Annotated in this window: 12 protein-coding genes, 2 tRNA genes and 3 rRNA genes; 1 reads left to right on the top strand and 16 read right to left on the bottom strand. The window is 55.4% G+C overall.

The features are described from left to right. Positions 1 to 155: 155 nt before the first annotated feature. The 14 genes from GTQ41_RS22605 to GTQ41_RS22670 all read right to left on the bottom strand — a co-directional run bounded on the left by GTQ41_RS22605 (position 156) and on the right by GTQ41_RS22670 (position 15,622). Positions 156 to 2,459, bottom strand: coding sequence for a PqiB family protein (locus GTQ41_RS22605; RefSeq protein ID WP_047296555.1), 2,304 nt, complete (start codon positions 2,457 to 2,459; stop codon positions 156 to 158). Beyond that, positions 2,452 to 3,075, bottom strand: a complete 624-nt coding sequence (locus tag GTQ41_RS22610) for a paraquat-inducible protein A (protein ID WP_047296557.1) — start codon at positions 3,073 to 3,075, stop codon at positions 2,452 to 2,454. The genes GTQ41_RS22605 and GTQ41_RS22610 overlap by 8 nt, the downstream gene beginning before the upstream one ends. Then, positions 3,062 to 3,721: a paraquat-inducible protein A gene (locus tag GTQ41_RS22615; protein WP_047296559.1), complete on the bottom strand. Its 660-nt coding sequence runs from the start codon at positions 3,719 to 3,721 to the stop codon at positions 3,062 to 3,064. Before GTQ41_RS22615 ends, GTQ41_RS22610 begins: the two co-directional genes overlap by 14 nt. A 149-nt stretch (positions 3,722 to 3,870) precedes the next feature. Further along, positions 3,871 to 3,986: ribosomal RNA gene (rrf, locus tag GTQ41_RS22620) — 5S ribosomal RNA — on the bottom strand. 154 nt (positions 3,987 to 4,140) lie between these two features. Beyond that, positions 4,141 to 7,032, bottom strand: a 23S ribosomal RNA gene (locus GTQ41_RS22625). Positions 7,033 to 7,269: 237 nt separating this feature from the next. Then, positions 7,270 to 7,345, bottom strand: a tRNA-Ala gene (locus GTQ41_RS22630). Between the two features lie 9 nt (positions 7,346 to 7,354). Further along, positions 7,355 to 7,431: transfer RNA gene (locus GTQ41_RS22635), tRNA-Ile, on the bottom strand. Between the two features lie 124 nt (positions 7,432 to 7,555). After that, positions 7,556 to 9,092, bottom strand: a 16S ribosomal RNA gene (locus GTQ41_RS22640). Together the 16S, 23S and 5S rRNA genes with 2 tRNA genes alongside form the textbook arrangement of a ribosomal RNA operon. A gap of 553 nt (positions 9,093 to 9,645) precedes the next feature. Further along, positions 9,646 to 10,257 carry a protein-methionine-sulfoxide reductase heme-binding subunit MsrQ gene (msrQ, locus tag GTQ41_RS22645; protein WP_047296567.1) on the bottom strand — a complete coding sequence of 204 codons (612 nt, stop codon included), beginning with the start codon at positions 10,255 to 10,257 and terminating at the stop codon, positions 9,646 to 9,648. Continuing rightward, the gene (msrP, locus tag GTQ41_RS22650) at positions 10,257 to 11,270 is read right to left on the bottom strand and encodes a protein-methionine-sulfoxide reductase catalytic subunit MsrP (protein WP_047296569.1); all 1,014 of its coding nucleotides are present in this window, start codon (positions 11,268 to 11,270) and stop codon (positions 10,257 to 10,259) included. Before msrP ends, msrQ begins: the two co-directional genes overlap by 1 nt. A 63-nt stretch (positions 11,271 to 11,333) precedes the next feature. Next, positions 11,334 to 12,191, bottom strand: coding sequence for a CDP-diacylglycerol--serine O-phosphatidyltransferase (pssA, locus tag GTQ41_RS22655; RefSeq protein ID WP_003228213.1), 858 nt, complete (start codon positions 12,189 to 12,191; stop codon positions 11,334 to 11,336). 147 nt (positions 12,192 to 12,338) lie between these two features. Then, positions 12,339 to 13,355: a ketol-acid reductoisomerase gene (gene ilvC / locus GTQ41_RS22660; RefSeq protein ID WP_007959661.1), complete on the bottom strand. Its 1,017-nt coding sequence runs from the start codon at positions 13,353 to 13,355 to the stop codon at positions 12,339 to 12,341. 48 nt (positions 13,356 to 13,403) lie between these two features. Further along, the gene (ilvN, locus tag GTQ41_RS22665) at positions 13,404 to 13,895 is read right to left on the bottom strand and encodes an acetolactate synthase small subunit (protein ID WP_003205610.1); all 492 of its coding nucleotides are present in this window, start codon (positions 13,893 to 13,895) and stop codon (positions 13,404 to 13,406) included. Between the two features lie 2 nt (positions 13,896 to 13,897). Further along, a complete protein-coding gene (locus GTQ41_RS22670) occupies positions 13,898 to 15,622 on the bottom strand; it encodes an acetolactate synthase 3 large subunit (RefSeq protein ID WP_007963927.1) in 1,725 nt (574 codons plus the stop codon). A gap of 398 nt (positions 15,623 to 16,020) precedes the next feature. Between GTQ41_RS22670 and GTQ41_RS22675 the strand changes: the two genes are divergently transcribed. Beyond that, positions 16,021 to 16,437, top strand: a complete 417-nt coding sequence (locus GTQ41_RS22675) for a DUF4124 domain-containing protein (RefSeq protein WP_047296572.1) — start codon at positions 16,021 to 16,023, stop codon at positions 16,435 to 16,437. A 100-nt stretch (positions 16,438 to 16,537) separates the two neighbouring features. Here the strand turns inward: GTQ41_RS22675 and GTQ41_RS22680 are convergent, their stop codons facing one another. Both GTQ41_RS22680 and GTQ41_RS22685 read right to left on the bottom strand, forming a co-directional pair. Continuing rightward, on the bottom strand, positions 16,538 to 16,873 hold the full coding sequence (locus tag GTQ41_RS22680) for a YqcC family protein (RefSeq protein WP_047296574.1): 336 nt from the start codon (positions 16,871 to 16,873) through the stop codon (positions 16,538 to 16,540). Then, complete coding sequence (locus GTQ41_RS22685) at positions 16,873 to 17,628, bottom strand: lipoprotein (protein ID WP_047296575.1); 756 nt, start codon at positions 17,626 to 17,628, stop codon at positions 16,873 to 16,875. Before GTQ41_RS22685 ends, GTQ41_RS22680 begins: the two co-directional genes overlap by 1 nt. Positions 17,629 to 17,635: the final 7 nt, after the last annotated feature.

Raw genomic sequence — 17,635 nt, forward strand, 5'->3', positions numbered from 1 at the left:
GGCTTTGGATTTGTGCTGAATAGGAGGAACTCATCGCTGGCAAGCCAGCTCCCACAGGTTTTTGCGTTGAACACACATTCTGTATACGACATGAAACCCTGTGGGAGCTGGCTTGCCAGCGATGGCGTCTTTGTAGACGCCACATCAATTCCGGATTACTTACCGAGCGAAATCTTCGGCGCCCAGGTCAGCCACTCATCCTCAAACTTTTCGAACAGCGGGAACGTCTGTTCCGCACGCGCCGGGTTGCCCATCCGTTCACCGTCCGGGGTAGCGAAAGCGATGCCCCCCTGAATCGCCGTCTCCAGCGACTCTGTGCGTACTGTCAGACCATTGAACAAACCGATGTCAAAACCGACGCCGCTGGTATTCCAGAATCGGCTGCCGCTGCGCACCAACGGCGCATATTTCGGCTCGATCAGAATGTGCACCAACACCCGGTCGGCCGTCTGCCCCAGTTCATAACCGGTGACCTTGCCCACGGTGATTTCCCGGTAGGTCACGGGTACGCCCGGTTTCAGCGAGCCACGACGGGCGGCACTCAACACCAGACTCAAACCGGCCTCTTGCTTGACCACCTCCGGCGGATTCGCCAGCGCGACGAAGTTCTTCTGCGGGCCAAGATTTTTCGCCGCCGGCTGCACTTCCACGTACTGCCCGGTGACCAGGGTTTCCAGATTCTGGGTCTTGATCAGCCCCAACTCCGGCTTGACCACCCAGAACTGGCTGCCGACCCGGGCAATCTTCTCCGGCACTTCAGTGATCCGCGCGGTAATCATCACGGCTTGCAGATCGTCGGTCAGATCGACGTCTTCAATCTTGCCGACATCCAGCCCCTTGAAACGAATCGGGGTGCCCGGGCGCAAACCATCGGCGCGGTCGACCTTGATCGTCACCAGCGTGCCTTTCTGGTTGGCCTCGTCATGGTTGGCGAACAGACGGAAGCGCGGAATACGCTTCTGCAACGGCGCCTTGGCTTGCGGGGTTTCGAAAGCGATACCGCCGGCCATCAACGTCTGCAACGACTCGCTCTTCACTTGAATTCCGCCCGTCAGACCACCGGTGAGGGTGATGCCGCTGACATTCCAGAAGCGCGTCGAGGCGTTGACCAGGTTTTCGTACTCCTTCTCGATATGCACGCCAATGACGATCTGTTTTTTGGTCTTGGAGAATTGATAGCTCTGGACCGAGCCAACCTTGACCTGTTTGTACAGAATCGGACTGCCGACTTCGATCGAACCGAGAACATCGGTGAACAGCACCAAGTGCAGACCGGGGGCGCGCAGATCCAGTGGCGGGGCTTTTGGCCGCGCCTCGAATTCACGTTTCGGCGCAGCACCTTTGTCGCCCGGACGCACGGCGATGTAGTTGCCTTTTACCAACGCTTCGAGCCCGGTAATACCGGCCAGGGAAATCGACGGCTTGACCACCCAGAACTGCGTGCCATCGACCAGGTAATCTTCGGCCAGAGGATCCAGCGTCAGTTCGGCCGTGGCGCTGTTGAGATCCGGATCGATTTTCAACGCTTTCAGATTGCCGACCTGAATGCCCTTGTACATCACCGGCGTGCGGCCGGCCTGCAGGCCTTCAAAATCACTGAGTTTGACCTTGACCCGAATGCCGGCAGCGGCGGCGTCGAAGTCCTCATACAAACGGAACGGCAGGCTTGGATCGGTGGGTGGACTGTCCTTGCGATTCTCCGGAGTGGCGAAGGCGATACCGCCGGCGACGATGCTCGCCAGGGACTCGCTGCGCACTTTCACCCCCGACAGGTTGGCGTCGATGCTGATGCCGCTGGCATTCCAGAAACGCGTGTGTTTGCGCACCAGTTTGGCGTAGGTCGGTTCGATGAACACTTTCAGTTCAACAGTGCTCTGGTCTTCAGACAGCACGTAGCTTTTGATCTGACCGACTTTGATCTGCTTGTAGAACACCGGGCTGCCGCGATTCAGCGAACCGAGGCGATCGGCCTTGATAGTCAGGTGCAGGCCAGGCTTGGAATCCGACAATGGAGGCTCTTCAGCCAGGGCCTTGAACTTGCGGGTCGGCTCGCCTTCACCCGGGCTGATGGCCACGTAGTTCCCCGAAACCAGTGTTTCCAGTCCTGTGATGCCGGCCAGGGTGACGCTTGGTTTCACCAACCAGAAGCGGGTGCTGGTCTTGAGGTATTGTTCGACGTCCTTGTTCATCTCCACAGTGGCGATCACGCCTTTGGAATTGCCTTCGTCGTCGAGCTTGAGCGTCTTCACCTTACCGACCGACATGCCTTTGTACATGACCTCGGTTTTGTTGGCCTGGATGCCTTCACCGCTTTCGAAACGAACCTGAATCTCGATACCGGTTTCGTTATAGGCACGCCAGCCAAGCCAGCCGCCGATGATCAGGGCGATCAGGGGCAGTACCCAGATGGCAGACCAGTTGGAGGCCGGTCGGGTTTTCGCTACAGGCAAATCAGTCATGGTCGTCGTCCGACTCCGTGTTATCCCAAATCAGTCGGGGATCGAAAGTTACTGCGGCAAGCATCGTCAGAATCACCACACTGGCGAAAGCGATGGCGCCAAGATTGGCTTCGACACTGGCAAGCCGGCCGAAGTTGACGACCGCCACCAGAATGGCGATCACAAAGATGTCGAGCATCGACCAGCGACCGATGAACTCGATGAAGCGATACATCCAGATCCGCTGCCGTGCAGACAATGGCTGGCGGCGCTGTACAGAAAACAGCAACAGCGCAATACCGACCAGTTTGAACGTCGGCACCAGAATACTGGCGATGAACACCACCGCGGCAATCGGGATCATGCCGTGCTGCACCAACTGGATCACGCCGGACATGATGGTGCTGGGATCGCCCTGACCCAGCGAACTGACCGTCATGATCGGCAACACATTGGCCGGGATGTAGATAATCGCAGCCGTGATTAGCAGGGCCCAGGTTCGGGCCAGACTGTTCGGACGACGAGCGTGAACCAGCGCACCGCAGCGGGTGCAGGTCTGCTCGTCGATGTCCGCATCCAGTTTGTTCAATTCATGGCATTCGGTACAGATCAGAATGCCCGCATCAATCGCCCGCATGGGCATCCTCTCCTGATAACGCCTGCCAGATCTGATGCGGTGACATCACCACTTCCAGCCAGATCTGAACCAACAACAAACCGATGAAACACGCCAGACCGAGGCCGACGGTGATGGCCGCCATGTCCGCCAGTTTGACGATCGCCACGAGGACGCCCATGAGGTAAACCTCGAGCATTCCCCAATCTTTGAGGTGGTGATAAATGCGATACAGCAGCAAACCGTAGCTACGCCCGACGTTGAAACGGATCGTCAGCAATACGAATAACTGGCACAGCAACTTCAGCAACGGAATAGCCATACTGCACAGGAATACAACGATCGAAACGCCCTGCATGTCCGTATTGAACAAGCCGAGCACGCCGCTCCAGACCGTATCCTGCGAAGATTGTCCGAGGATATTGAGTTGCATGATGGGTAAAAAGTTTGCCGGGATGTACAACAACAGTGCTGCGATTACCAAGGCAAGGCTGCGCTGCACCACATTATGGCGATGGGCGTACAACTCGTAACCGCAGCGAGGGCAGAGTGCTTTTTCGCCATGGGCAAGCTTGGGCTTGCGCATCAGCAGGTCGCACTCATGACAAGCCACCAAGTCTTCCAGCGGTAAATCTGACAGCCCTTGGGCGTCAACCGGATCTGACATAAAGGCTCTGGCTCCGAAAAGGATGGGGCTATTCTAGTGTTCTGATTCGAAAATAACTGTGCAAAATTGTTCGCTGCCTAAGTAAAAATACTTTCCTGCGGACAAAACAAAACCCCAACTGCTTTCGCAATTGGGGTTTCGGAATTTAATCTTGACGATGACCTACTCTCACATGGGGAAACCCCACACTACCATCGGCGATGCATCGTTTCACTTCTGAGTTCGGGATGGGATCAGGTGGTTCCAACGCTCTATGGTCGTCAAGAAATTCGGGTACTGACTCGTGACCAACTGGCCTCGCTTCAGCAAATCGGGTATGTGATACAGGTGTTTTGTGAGTAGCGCGAACTTTCGGTTCATTGCGTCTTCACACACCGCAATCTGGTCTCTTTCGAGCATTCAGATTGCTTGGGTGTTATATGGTCAAGCCTCACGGGCAATTAGTATTGGTTAGCTCAACGCCTCACAGCGCTTACACACCCAACCTATCAACGTCGTAGTCTTCGACGGCCCTTCAGGGAACTCAAGGTTCCAGTGAGATCTCATCTTGAGGCAAGTTTCCCGCTTAGATGCTTTCAGCGGTTATCTTTCCCGAACATAGCTACCCGGCAATGCCACTGGCGTGACAACCGGAACACCAGAGGTTCGTCCACTCCGGTCCTCTCGTACTAGGAGCAGCCCCTCTCAAATCTCAAACGTCCACGGCAGATAGGGACCGAACTGTCTCACGACGTTCTAAACCCAGCTCGCGTACCACTTTAAATGGCGAACAGCCATACCCTTGGGACCGGCTTCAGCCCCAGGATGTGATGAGCCGACATCGAGGTGCCAAACACCGCCGTCGATATGAACTCTTGGGCGGTATCAGCCTGTTATCCCCGGAGTACCTTTTATCCGTTGAGCGATGGCCCTTCCATACAGAACCACCGGATCACTAAGACCTACTTTCGTACCTGCTCGACGTGTCTGTCTCGCAGTCAAGCGCGCTTTTGCCTTTATACTCTACGACCGATTTCCGACCGGTCTGAGCGCACCTTCGTACTCCTCCGTTACTCTTTAGGAGGAGACCGCCCCAGTCAAACTACCCACCATACACTGTCCTCGATCCGGATAACGGACCTGAGTTAGAACCTCAAAGTTGCCAGGGTGGTATTTCAAGGATGGCTCCACGCGAACTGGCGTCCACGCTTCAAAGCCTCCCACCTATCCTACACAAGCAAATTCAAAGTCCAGTGCAAAGCTATAGTAAAGGTTCACGGGGTCTTTCCGTCTAGCCGCGGATACACTGCATCTTCACAGCGATTTCAATTTCACTGAGTCTCGGGTGGAGACAGCGCCGCCATCGTTACGCCATTCGTGCAGGTCGGAACTTACCCGACAAGGAATTTCGCTACCTTAGGACCGTTATAGTTACGGCCGCCGTTTACCGGGGCTTCGATCAAGAGCTTCGCGTTAGCTAACCCCATCAATTAACCTTCCGGCACCGGGCAGGCGTCACACCCTATACGTCCACTTTCGTGTTTGCAGAGTGCTGTGTTTTTAATAAACAGTCGCAGCGGCCTGGTATCTTCGACCGGCATGAGCTTACGGAGCAAGTCCTTCACCCTCACCGGCGCACCTTCTCCCGAAGTTACGGTGCCATTTTGCCTAGTTCCTTCACCCGAGTTCTCTCAAGCGCCTTGGTATTCTCTACCCAACCACCTGTGTCGGTTTGGGGTACGGTTCCTGGTTATCTGAAGCTTAGAAGCTTTTCTTGGAAGCATGGCATCAACCACTTCGTCACCTGAAAGGTAACTCGTCATCAGCTCTCGGCCTTAAGATCCCGGATTTACCTAAGATCTCAGCCTACCACCTTAAACTTGGACAACCAACGCCAAGCTGGCCTAGCCTTCTCCGTCCCTCCATCGCAATAACCAGAAGTACAGGAATATTAACCTGTTTTCCATCGACTACGCTTTTCAGCCTCGCCTTAGGGACCGACTAACCCTGCGTCGATTAACGTTGCGCAGGAAACCTTGGTCTTTCGGCGTGGGTGTTTTTCACACCCATTGTCGTTACTCATGTCAGCATTCGCACTTCTGATACCTCCAGCAAGCTTCTCAACTCACCTTCACAGGCTTACAGAACGCTCCTCTACCGCATCACTTGCGTGATACCCGTAGCTTCGGTGTATGGTTTGAGCCCCGTTACATCTTCCGCGCAGGCCGACTCGACTAGTGAGCTATTACGCTTTCTTTAAAGGGTGGCTGCTTCTAAGCCAACCTCCTAGCTGTCTAAGCCTTCCCACATCGTTTCCCACTTAACCATAACTTTGGGACCTTAGCTGACGGTCTGGGTTGTTTCCCTTTTCACGACGGACGTTAGCACCCGCCGTGTGTCTCCCATGCTCGGCACTTGTAGGTATTCGGAGTTTGCATCGGTTTGGTAAGTCGGGATGACCCCCTAGCCGAAACAGTGCTCTACCCCCTACAGTGATACATGAGGCGCTACCTAAATAGCTTTCGAGGAGAACCAGCTATCTCCGAGCTTGATTAGCCTTTCACTCCGATCCACAGGTCATCCGCTAACTTTTCAACGGTAGTCGGTTCGGTCCTCCAGTCAGTGTTACCTAACCTTCAACCTGCCCATGGATAGATCGCCCGGTTTCGGGTCTATTCCCAGCGACTAGACGCCCTATTAAGACTCGCTTTCGCTACGCCTCCCCTATTCGGTTAAGCTCGCCACTGAAAATAAGTCGCTGACCCATTATACAAAAGGTACGCAGTCACAGAACAAAGTCTGCTCCCACTGCTTGTACGCATACGGTTTCAGGATCTATTTCACTCCCCTCTCCGGGGTTCTTTTCGCCTTTCCCTCACGGTACTAGTTCACTATCGGTCAGTCAGTAGTATTTAGCCTTGGAGGATGGTCCCCCCATATTCAGACAAAGTTTCTCGTGCTCCGTCCTACTCGATTTCATGACTAAGAGACTTTCGCGTACAGGGCTATCACCCACTATGGCCGCACTTTCCAGAGCGTTCCGCTAATCTCAAAGCCACTTAAGGGCTAGTCCCCGTTCGCTCGCCACTACTAAGGGAATCTCGGTTGATTTCTTTTCCTCAGGGTACTTAGATGTTTCAGTTCCCCTGGTTCGCCTCTTGCACCTATGTATTCAGTACAAGATAACCATCTTATGATGGCTGGGTTCCCCCATTCAGACATCTCCGGATCAAAGTCTGTTTGCCGACTCCCCGAAGCTTTTCGCAGGCTACCACGTCTTTCATCGCCTCTGACTGCCAAGGCATCCACCGTATGCGCTTCTTCACTTGACCATATAACCCCAAGCAATCTGGTTATACTGTGAAGACGACATTCGCCGAAAATTCGCAAAACTCTTAAGAGTCACTCACAAATTTTACCTTAGCCTGATCCGTTACCAGTGAAAGTAACGTTCAGTCTATCTTTCTATCACATACCCAAATTTTTAAAGAACGATCTAATCAAAGACTAGAAATCAATATTCACGCCGGAATATTCATTTCTAAGCTCTAACAAGTAGAAGCAGTTAATGGTGGAGCCAAGCGGGATCGAACCGCTGACCTCCTGCGTGCAAGGCAGGCGCTCTCCCAGCTGAGCTATGGCCCCATACAAAATTGGTGGGTCTGGGCAGATTCGAACTGCCGACCTCACCCTTATCAGGGGTGCGCTCTAACCAACTGAGCTACAGACCCAATTTCGAGCGCGTAACTGATTAGCTCAGAGCTATCAGCTTGGAGCTTAAAGCTGCTTCTATCGTCTTCTTCAATGAATCAAGCAATTCGTGTGGGAACTTATGGAGCAGCTGATGTCGTCGATTAAGGAGGTGATCCAGCCGCAGGTTCCCCTACGGCTACCTTGTTACGACTTCACCCCAGTCATGAATCACACCGTGGTAACCGTCCTCCCGAAGGTTAGACTAGCTACTTCTGGTGCAACCCACTCCCATGGTGTGACGGGCGGTGTGTACAAGGCCCGGGAACGTATTCACCGCGACATTCTGATTCGCGATTACTAGCGATTCCGACTTCACGCAGTCGAGTTGCAGACTGCGATCCGGACTACGATCGGTTTTGTGGGATTAGCTCCACCTCGCGGCTTGGCAACCCTCTGTACCGACCATTGTAGCACGTGTGTAGCCCAGGCCGTAAGGGCCATGATGACTTGACGTCATCCCCACCTTCCTCCGGTTTGTCACCGGCAGTCTCCTTAGAGTGCCCACCATAACGTGCTGGTAACTAAGGACAAGGGTTGCGCTCGTTACGGGACTTAACCCAACATCTCACGACACGAGCTGACGACAGCCATGCAGCACCTGTCTCAATGTTCCCGAAGGCACCAATCCATCTCTGGAAAGTTCATTGGATGTCAAGGCCTGGTAAGGTTCTTCGCGTTGCTTCGAATTAAACCACATGCTCCACCGCTTGTGCGGGCCCCCGTCAATTCATTTGAGTTTTAACCTTGCGGCCGTACTCCCCAGGCGGTCAACTTAATGCGTTAGCTGCGCCACTAAGAGCTCAAGGCTCCCAACGGCTAGTTGACATCGTTTACGGCGTGGACTACCAGGGTATCTAATCCTGTTTGCTCCCCACGCTTTCGCACCTCAGTGTCAGTATCAGTCCAGGTGGTCGCCTTCGCCACTGGTGTTCCTTCCTATATCTACGCATTTCACCGCTACACAGGAAATTCCACCACCCTCTACCATACTCTAGCTTGCCAGTTTTGGATGCAGTTCCCAGGTTGAGCCCGGGGATTTCACATCCAACTTAACAAACCACCTACGCGCGCTTTACGCCCAGTAATTCCGATTAACGCTTGCACCCTCTGTATTACCGCGGCTGCTGGCACAGAGTTAGCCGGTGCTTATTCTGTCGGTAACGTCAAAATTGCAGAGTATTAATCTACAACCCTTCCTCCCAACTTAAAGTGCTTTACAATCCGAAGACCTTCTTCACACACGCGGCATGGCTGGATCAGGCTTTCGCCCATTGTCCAATATTCCCCACTGCTGCCTCCCGTAGGAGTCTGGACCGTGTCTCAGTTCCAGTGTGACTGATCATCCTCTCAGACCAGTTACGGATCGTCGCCTTGGTGAGCCATTACCTCACCAACTAGCTAATCCGACCTAGGCTCATCTGATAGCGCAAGGCCCGAAGGTCCCCTGCTTTCTCCCGTAGGACGTATGCGGTATTAGCGTTCCTTTCGAAACGTTGTCCCCCACTACCAGGCAGATTCCTAGGCATTACTCACCCGTCCGCCGCTGAATCCAGGAGCAAGCTCCTCTCATCCGCTCGACTTGCATGTGTTAGGCCTGCCGCCAGCGTTCAATCTGAGCCATGATCAAACTCTTCAGTTCAAACATCTTTGGGTTTTTAAGAAACCCTAAACTTGGCTCAGCAATCGTTGGTTACATCTTTGATTTCTCGCGGAGTAACTTGTGATGCTGATAATCTTGTTGACTACCAGTCTGACTCCACAAGCACCCACACGAATTGCTTGATTCAGTTGTTAAAGAGCGGTTGGTTAAGATCTTTCGTCTCAACCGAGGCGCGCATTCTACAGCAGCCTCATTTGCTGTCAAGTGATTATTTTCAGAAGTTTTCGAAGAATTCTTCAACAACTTCAACCACTTGCGCTTCCGATCTCTCGTTAGCGGGAGGCGAATTCTACAGCGTTACACGCTGCTGTCAACACCTCTTTTTCACCGCTTTCGACCGAGAAGACCGAACCGTCAAAAGAGCCAAACATCACCGCTCCTTCAACTCCTTCCAGGCTTCGATGAACTGAAGCGATCTGCCGTCGAAAACTGCGTAACTCGTTGAATCTCAAGGAGTTTTCCGTTTCGACTGCGCCGGAAGTGGGGCGAATTATAGACCTCCAGAATCTGCCGTCAACCGTTAATTTCAGTTTTATTGCAAAACCTGCTTTTTAGCCAATAAACGCGGGATTCGACGGGCAACTGTAGGCACACGCAGCAGTAAAAGCACTGCACCTATAAAGGCATAGATCGCCCACTCCTTGAGATCAGCACGCACGATCCACAACATGTGCAGCAATCCCAGCCCCAGAATCACGTACACCACCCGATGCAATTTCTTCCAGCGCACACCTAAACGACGCTGACTGTAACGATTTGAGGTTACTGCCAGTGCCAACAATCCAAGAAAACCCAGCGTACCCACAATAATGTACGGCCGCTTGCGTAACTCCACACCCAACTGTGACCAGTCGAAACCAAGGATGAACGCCATATAGCTGAACAGGTGCAGAACCACATAGGCAAAACACCAGAGCCCCACCTGACGGCGAACAGCAATCCAGCCCGCCCACCCCGTCAATTTCTGCAACGGCGTCATGCTCAACGTGATCAGCAGGAATACCAGCGTCCCCAGCCCCAGTCGATCAACCAGCACCTTGCCGGGATCCGGACCGAGCAAATCGGCAAACGCCTGATAAAACCAAAACAGTGGCCAGATCGCCGCCGCAATAAAAACGCCTGCACGCCAAAACGGATATCGCATCAGTAGTTCTTCCGCAGATCGAGCCCTGTATATAAAGAAGCGACTTCATCCGAGTAGCCGTTGAACATCTGGGTATCGCGTACATTCGGCTTGAACAAACTGTTCGGCAGACGCCGCTCTCTTGCCTGAGTCCAGCGCGGATGATCGACCGTCGGATTCACGTTGGCATAAAAACCGTATTCATCTGCCGCAATGCTCTGCCAGGTAGTCTTGGGCTGCTCGCTGACGAGACTGATCCGCACAATGGATTTCACACTCTTGAAGCCATACTTCCACGGCACCACCAGACGCAGCGGCGCGCCATTCTGATTGGGCAATTCGCGGCCATACATGCCAACCGCCAGAATCGCCAAGGGATTCATCGCCTCATCCAGACGCAAGCCCTCTACATAAGGCCAGTCGATCAGCGCGAAACCCGAGCGCTGCCCAGGCATGCTCTTGGGATCCTGCAAGGTTTCAAAGCGAATGTACTTGGCGTTAGAGGTCGGCTCGACCTGCTTGAGCAGTGCGGAAATCGGAAAACCAATCCAAGGGATGACCATCGACCACGCCTCAACACAGCGAAGACGATAGATACGCTCCTCTAACTGGTACGGCTTCATGAAGTCTTCCAGCGCGTAACGCCCGGGCTTTACCACCTCTCCATCGACGACCACGCTCCACGGCTCGGTTTTCAGCGAGCCGGCATTGGCTGCGGGATCGCCCTTGTCGGTGCCGAACTCATAGAAATTGTTGTAATGGGTCGCGTCTTTATAAGGCGTGATCGCCTCATCCTTGACGTTGACTGCCCCCCACTTGGTAGAAGGGAGCTTCTCGGCAAACCAGGCAGGCGCCTTGCCTGGCTCGACATCAGCATAGCGCGCCGCGTCCTCGGCACTGGCCCAACGCGGCAGGCTGCTCACGGCGATACCGGCCGCAGTAGTTCCGAGCAATTGACGACGGGAGAGATAAATGGACTCAGGCGTGACATCCGACTCATGGCAGTCGGACGCTTTGGGGATTTTGATCAGCATGGCAACTCCGCAGCTTTGGAGGACAGATGCACCCATAGACTGCGGAGTATGCGGGAAATTACATCACTCGGCGTTTTTGTGCCGACGAAGATGCAACAGGTATTGCACCGGTCCGGAAGCCGCGTAGGCGAGGAACACCAGCAGCAAAATACGCGGTGGATCGCTGAACACCACAGCGAACACCAGGACCACGGCGAGGATCGCCACGAACGGCACGCGCCCCTTCAGATCCAGCTCCTTGAAGCTGTTGTACTTGATGTTGCTGACCATCAGCATGCCGGCAGCCGCCACCATCAGAGCGACCAGGAACGACATCTTCGAACCCTGAATACCGTAATCGCTGAACGCCCAGACAATCCCCGCCACCACGCCTGCCGCCGCCGGGCTGGCCAGGCCGATGAAGTAGCGCTTGTCGGCCGTACCGACCTGAGTATTGAAACGCGCCAGACGCAGCGCTGCACCGGCTACATAGATGAAGGCCACCATCCAGCCGACCTTGCCCATGTCGCCCAGCGCCCAGCCGAACGCCAGCAGCGCCGGTGCCACACCGAAGGCAACCATGTCGGACAGCGAGTCATACTCGGCGCCGAAGGCACTTTGTGTATTGGTCATACGCGCCACGCGGCCATCGAGACCATCGAGCACCATGGCCACGAAAATCGCGATCGCGGCAAAGGCAAAATACTTGCTCGCATTCGCAGAATCCCCGGCGCTCAAGGCAGCCTGGGCACTCATCGAGTTGATGATGGAATAAAACCCTGCAAACAGGTTCGCAGTGGTGAACAGGTTCGGCAGCAGATAGATACCACGATGCCGGACTTTACGACCTTCTGCGTCGTGCCCTTCCTCGACATGTTCATCGATGGGCAGCAGGCTTTCGGCGTCAGAAGCCTGGTTCGGCTCTTCGGGACGTTCGCTCATGGACATTACCTTGCAACGGTTTGGAAAGTTTCTACAGGTGTCTGTGACGACGGTTCGGCCACAAACGATGCAGCTTTATACCAGAACCATCGGTTTCAAACGAAAAAACGCGGCCGAGGCCGCGTTTTTCGTACAAGGGACGACGACTTAGTTTTTGGCTTTGTCGACGATCTTGTTGGCACCGATCCACGGCATCATGGAGCGCAGTTGCTCGCCGATGATTTCGATACCGTGAGCGGCGTTGTTACGACGCTTGGCGGTCATCGAAGGGTAGCCGGTTGCGCCTTCGCTGATGAACATTTTGGCGTATTCGCCGTCCTGAATACGTTTCAGGGCATTGCGCATGGCCTGACGGGATTCGGCGTTGATTACTTCCGGACCGGTCACGTACTCGCCGTATTCAGCGTTGTTGGAGATCGAGTAGTTCATGTTGGCGATACCGCCTTCGTACATGAGGTCAACGATCAGCTTCAGTTCGTGCAGGCACTCGAAGTAGGCCATTTCCGGCGCGTAGCCAGCTTCAACCAGGGTTTCGAAACCGGCTTTTACCAGCTCAACGGTACCGCCGCACAGAACGGCTTGTTCGCCGAACAGGTCGGTTTCGGTCTCATCCTTGAAAGTGGTTTCGATGATGCCGGTACGACCGCCACCCACGCCAGCTGCGTAGGACAGTGCAACGTTTTTGGCGTTGCCCGAAGCGTCCTGGTAGATCGCGATCAGGTCAGGGATACCGCCGCCCTTCACGAACTCGGAACGTACGGTGTGGCCTGGAGCTTTCGGCGCGATCATGATCACGTCGAGGTCGGCACGTGGAACAACCTGGTTGTAGTGGATCGCGAAGCCGTGGGAGAAGGCCAGGGTGGCGCCTTTCTTGATGTTCGGCTCGATTTCGTTCTTGTACAGCTGAGACTGGAATTCGTCCGGGGTCAGGATCATGACCAGGTCGGCGCCGGCAACGGCAGCAGCCACGTCGGTCACTTTCAGGCCATGGGCTTCGGCTTTGGCAACAGTGGCCGAACCTTTACGCAGACCGACGGTAACGTCGACACCGGAGTCTTTCAGGTTGCATGCCTGGGCGTGGCCCTGGGAACCGTAACCGATGATGGCAACTTTCTTGCCCTGGATGATCGACAGGTCGCAGTCTTTATCGTAGAAAACTTTCATGAATTTCCCCTATATATCCAGGCCGTTCAGGCCATTCGCTAATTTGGTTTAGATGCTGAGTACTTTGTCGCCGCGGGCAATGCCGGTCACGCCGCTACGGACGGTTTCCAGAATCGATGCGGTGCCGATGGACTGAATGAAGCTGTCGAGCTTGTCGCTGGTACCGGTCAATTGCACGGTATACACGCTGGCGCTGACATCGACGATCTGTCCACGGTAAATATCGGTGGTGCGTTTGATCTCGGCGCGCTGGGCGCCAGTGGCCTTGACCTTGACCAGCATCAGCTCGCGCTCGATGTGAGCGCTTTCCGACAGGTCCACCAGCTTGACCACTTCGATCAGCTTGTTCAGGTTTTTGGTGATCTGCTCGATGATTTCATCGTGGCCGACAGTGGTCAGCGTCAGACGCGACAGGGTCGGGTCTTCGGTTGGCGCCACCGTCAGGCTTTCAATGTTGTAGTTGCGCTGCGAGAACAGGCCGACTACGCGAGACAAAGCGCCGGGTTCGTTTTCCAGAAGCAGGGAAATAATGTGCCGCATGATTAAGTACGCTCCGTCTTGCTCAGCCACATATCGCGCATGGAGCCGTCTTTGATCTGCATCGGATAGACGTGCTCGCTGGTATCGACCGAAATATCGATCACCACCAGACGGTCTTTCATGGCGAACGCCTCTTCCATCTTCGACTTCAAATCCTTCGAATCGGTGATGCGCACGCCGACGTGACCGTAGGCTTCAGCCAGTTTGACGAAGTCAGGCAGCGACTCCATGTAAGAGTGCGAGTGACGGCTGCCATAGCTCATGTCCTGCCACTGACGAACCATCCCCAGAACACCGTTGTTCAGGATGACGATTTTCACCGGCAAGCCATATTGCAGGCAGGTCGACAGTTCCTGGATGTTCATCTGGATGCTGCCTTCGCCGGTAACGCAGGCAACGTCGTCATCCGGGAAGCTCAACTTGATGCCCATGGCCGCCGGGAAACCGAAGCCCATGGTGCCCAGGCCACCGGAGTTGATCCAGCGGTTCGGCTTGTTGAACGTGTAGTACTGCGCCGCGAACATCTGGTGCTGGCCCACGTCGGACGTGATGAAGGCATCGCCTTTGGTCACTTCGCACAGGGTCTCGATCACGGTCTGCGGTTTGATCAGGCTGCCGTCGCCCTTTTCATAAGGGAACAGGCCGCGATCACCGCGCCATTCATCGACTTGCTTCCACCAACTGGCCACGGACTCCTTGTTCGGGGTCTCGCCGATTTCCTTGAGGATCGCGACCATTTCGGTCAGGACGCTCTCCACCGGGCCAACGATTGGCACGTCAGCCTTGATGGTCTTGGAGATCGAAGCCGGATCGATGTCGATGTGGATGATCTTGGCGTTCGGGCAGAACTTCGCCGCGCCGTTGATCACACGGTCATCGAAACGTGCGCCAACAGCCAGGATCACGTCGGCATGGTGCATCGCCAGGTTGGCGGTGTAGCTGCCGTGCATGCCGAGCATACCGATGAACTGACGATCAGTACCCGGGAAACCGCCCAGGCCCATCAAGGTGTTGGTCACTGGCAGGTTGAGCATTTTCGCCAGTTCGGTCAGCGGTGCGGAACCGTTGCCCAGAATCACGCCGCCACCGGAATAGAGCACGGGACGCTTGGCCGCCAGAAGCATTTCTGCCGCCTTGCGGATTTGCCCGGAGTGACCGCGAACGGCCGGGCTGTAGGAGCGCAGCTTGGCTTTTTTCGGAAAAACGTATTCGAACTTCTCGGCCGGGTTGGTCATGTCTTTCGGGATATCGACCACGACCGGGCCTGGACGACCGGATTGCGCCAGGTAGAACGCCTTCTTCATGACTTCCGGGATTTCCGAGGCGTGCTTGATCATGAAGCTGTGCTTCACGATCGGCCGGGAAATACCGATCATGTCGGTTTCCTGGAACGCATCGGTGCCGACCATGGTGCTTGGCACCTGACCGGAAATGATCACCATCGGAATCGAATCCATATAGGCGGTGGCGATACCGGTGATGGCGTTTGTGGCGCCTGGACCGGAAGTCACCAGTACCACGCCGGCTTTACCGGTGGCACGGGCGTAGCCGTCAGCCATATGGGTCGCCGCTTGTTCGTGACGAACCAGGATGTGGGTCACTTCCGGTTCTTTGAACAGGGCATCGTAAACATGCAGGAGAGCACCACCCGGGTACCCGTAGATATATTTGACGCCTTCGTCACGCAAGAAGCGGACGAGCATCTCACCGCCAGATAAAAGCTCCACGTTGTTCACCTCTAAAACGCCAGAATACCGTCCACAAAAAGGGGCGGGTCTTAATAGGTTTACTTCTCGGCAGAGCATGAGCGACGGTGGTCGCCGACTACGTCAGCACTGACTGAGCAAGTATTGGGATCGTCCCAAGTGTTGCGGGCCTTTCCCACCCAGCGCGAGGTAACGCGTTGCGGGTGTAACAGGTCGACGCGGATATGCGCCTCATGATCTGCCGAGTGGGTCTGCTTCTGGCAGTCCCTCTACAGCGGACTTTGGATTCTTCTGTTTCGCCCTCTCCAAGTCAAGCCGTCAATGTGCTTAATTGTGGGTAAGCACATGAGAACGCAAGAAAAAACCTGAAAACAGCTACTCTGTTAGCGTCAATTGCGCAATTTTGCCAAGGAATCAGCATGCGAACGCTCCTGTTAACTCTGCTGATCGGCCTCAGCCACTGGTGCTCGGCCGCTCAGATCTACAAATGGGTCGACGCTCAAGGCGTCACGCACTTCGATGCGCAGCCGCCGCAAGGGCTGCCGGCGACGACTGTGCAGACGCCCTCCTCGCCCCCACCGAAACCTGCCGCCATGCCTGGCAGTGGTGCGCTGGGCGATCAGAAAGCCATCGACGACAAGGTGAAGAAACAGGTGGCGGAGCAGCAGGCGCAGCTCAAGGCATTTTGCGAACAGGCACGGACGAACCTGGCGCAATTGCAGAACAATCCGCGTTTGCGGGAGGAAGTGGAGGGACAAGTACGGCGGCTGGATGATGCGCAGCGTCAGGAGCGCATTGTCGAAGCGCAGAAGCAGATTGCGCAGAACTGCGAATAAAAATCTGTAGGAGCTGCCGCAGGCTGCGATCTTTTGATGCTGTTTTCAAAAGCAAGATCAAAAGATCGCAGCCTTCGGCAGCTCCTACAGGGGATCGGCTCTAGCGGGAAGCGGTGATCAGCAGATCGAACTCTTTAAGCAGCACCTGCAACTGGCGATCCTTGCCCTGCAGATTGCGCTGGGCGAAGACCATTTCAGCCATTTCCTGAATGCCCGAGGCATTGGGCAACGGCAAGTCCTGCTCAAGGATCATCTTCATTCGCGGCAGGAAGATCCATTGCAGCCACTGCTCGAAATCCAGCGTGTCGACCGAAAACGGTTCGACACTGCTCAAGGCTTCGGCTGATGGCTGGATCTCATCCCACCAACCCTGCGTGCGCAGTTCACGCTCGATCAGCAGCAATTGATCGGCGATTTTCGGGAAACGGGTGTCCATCAGAGCGAAACCTTGGCCTTTTGACGAGCCAGTGCAGCGCCGGCGGAGTCGCCCTGCTTCTCACGGGACTGCGCGATGATTTCCCACAGGTTGGCTTGCAGATCCGGACGGCCGTTGGCCATGGTCAGCGCGCGACGGGCGAACTGTTCCGCCTGCGGCGCATCACCTTGGGCCATGCGCACCTGCGCCAGACGGTAGAGCACTTGCGGCTCACGCGGAGCTACACGCTGAGCGCGCTCCAGACTGGAGGATGCACCGTTGAGGTCGCCGCCGGCCTGCTGCTGTTGCGCAGTGGTCAGCAAGGCGAGTACCGGACCATCCAGTTGCTCGTCTGCGGACAGACCTCCGCCACTGCTGGCCGAAGGAATGCCGCTCGGCGTCGAAGGCATGCTGTAGCTGCCAGTGTTGATCGGTGCCGACTCGACCGGCGAAGGATTGTACGGACCCGCCGTAATCCCACCGGACGCCGGACCAGGAACGATCGGCGAGGAGCTGATCGGCGCCGATGTCGCAGCACCGCCACCCGGCACCATCACCACCACGCCGGTATCGCCTTGCGGAATGGCCTGGGATTGCGCCTGACCCTGCACCGGACGTTTGACTGTCGTCTTGCGGAAACCGCCGTTGGCCGACAGCCGTTCGCTGTTGGAGACGGCTGTGCCGGAGTCCACCACCGGGATCGAACCACGCTGTACGGTAGAGCAGCCGCTGAGCAAAGCCACGGCGGTCACCGCTGGAATCAACCACTTGTTCACTTGAAAC

The sequence above is a fragment of the Pseudomonas sp. AN-B15 genome (genome assembly GCF_019056475.1).
GTDB lineage: Bacteria > Pseudomonadota > Gammaproteobacteria > Pseudomonadales > Pseudomonadaceae > Aquipseudomonas > Aquipseudomonas parakoreensis.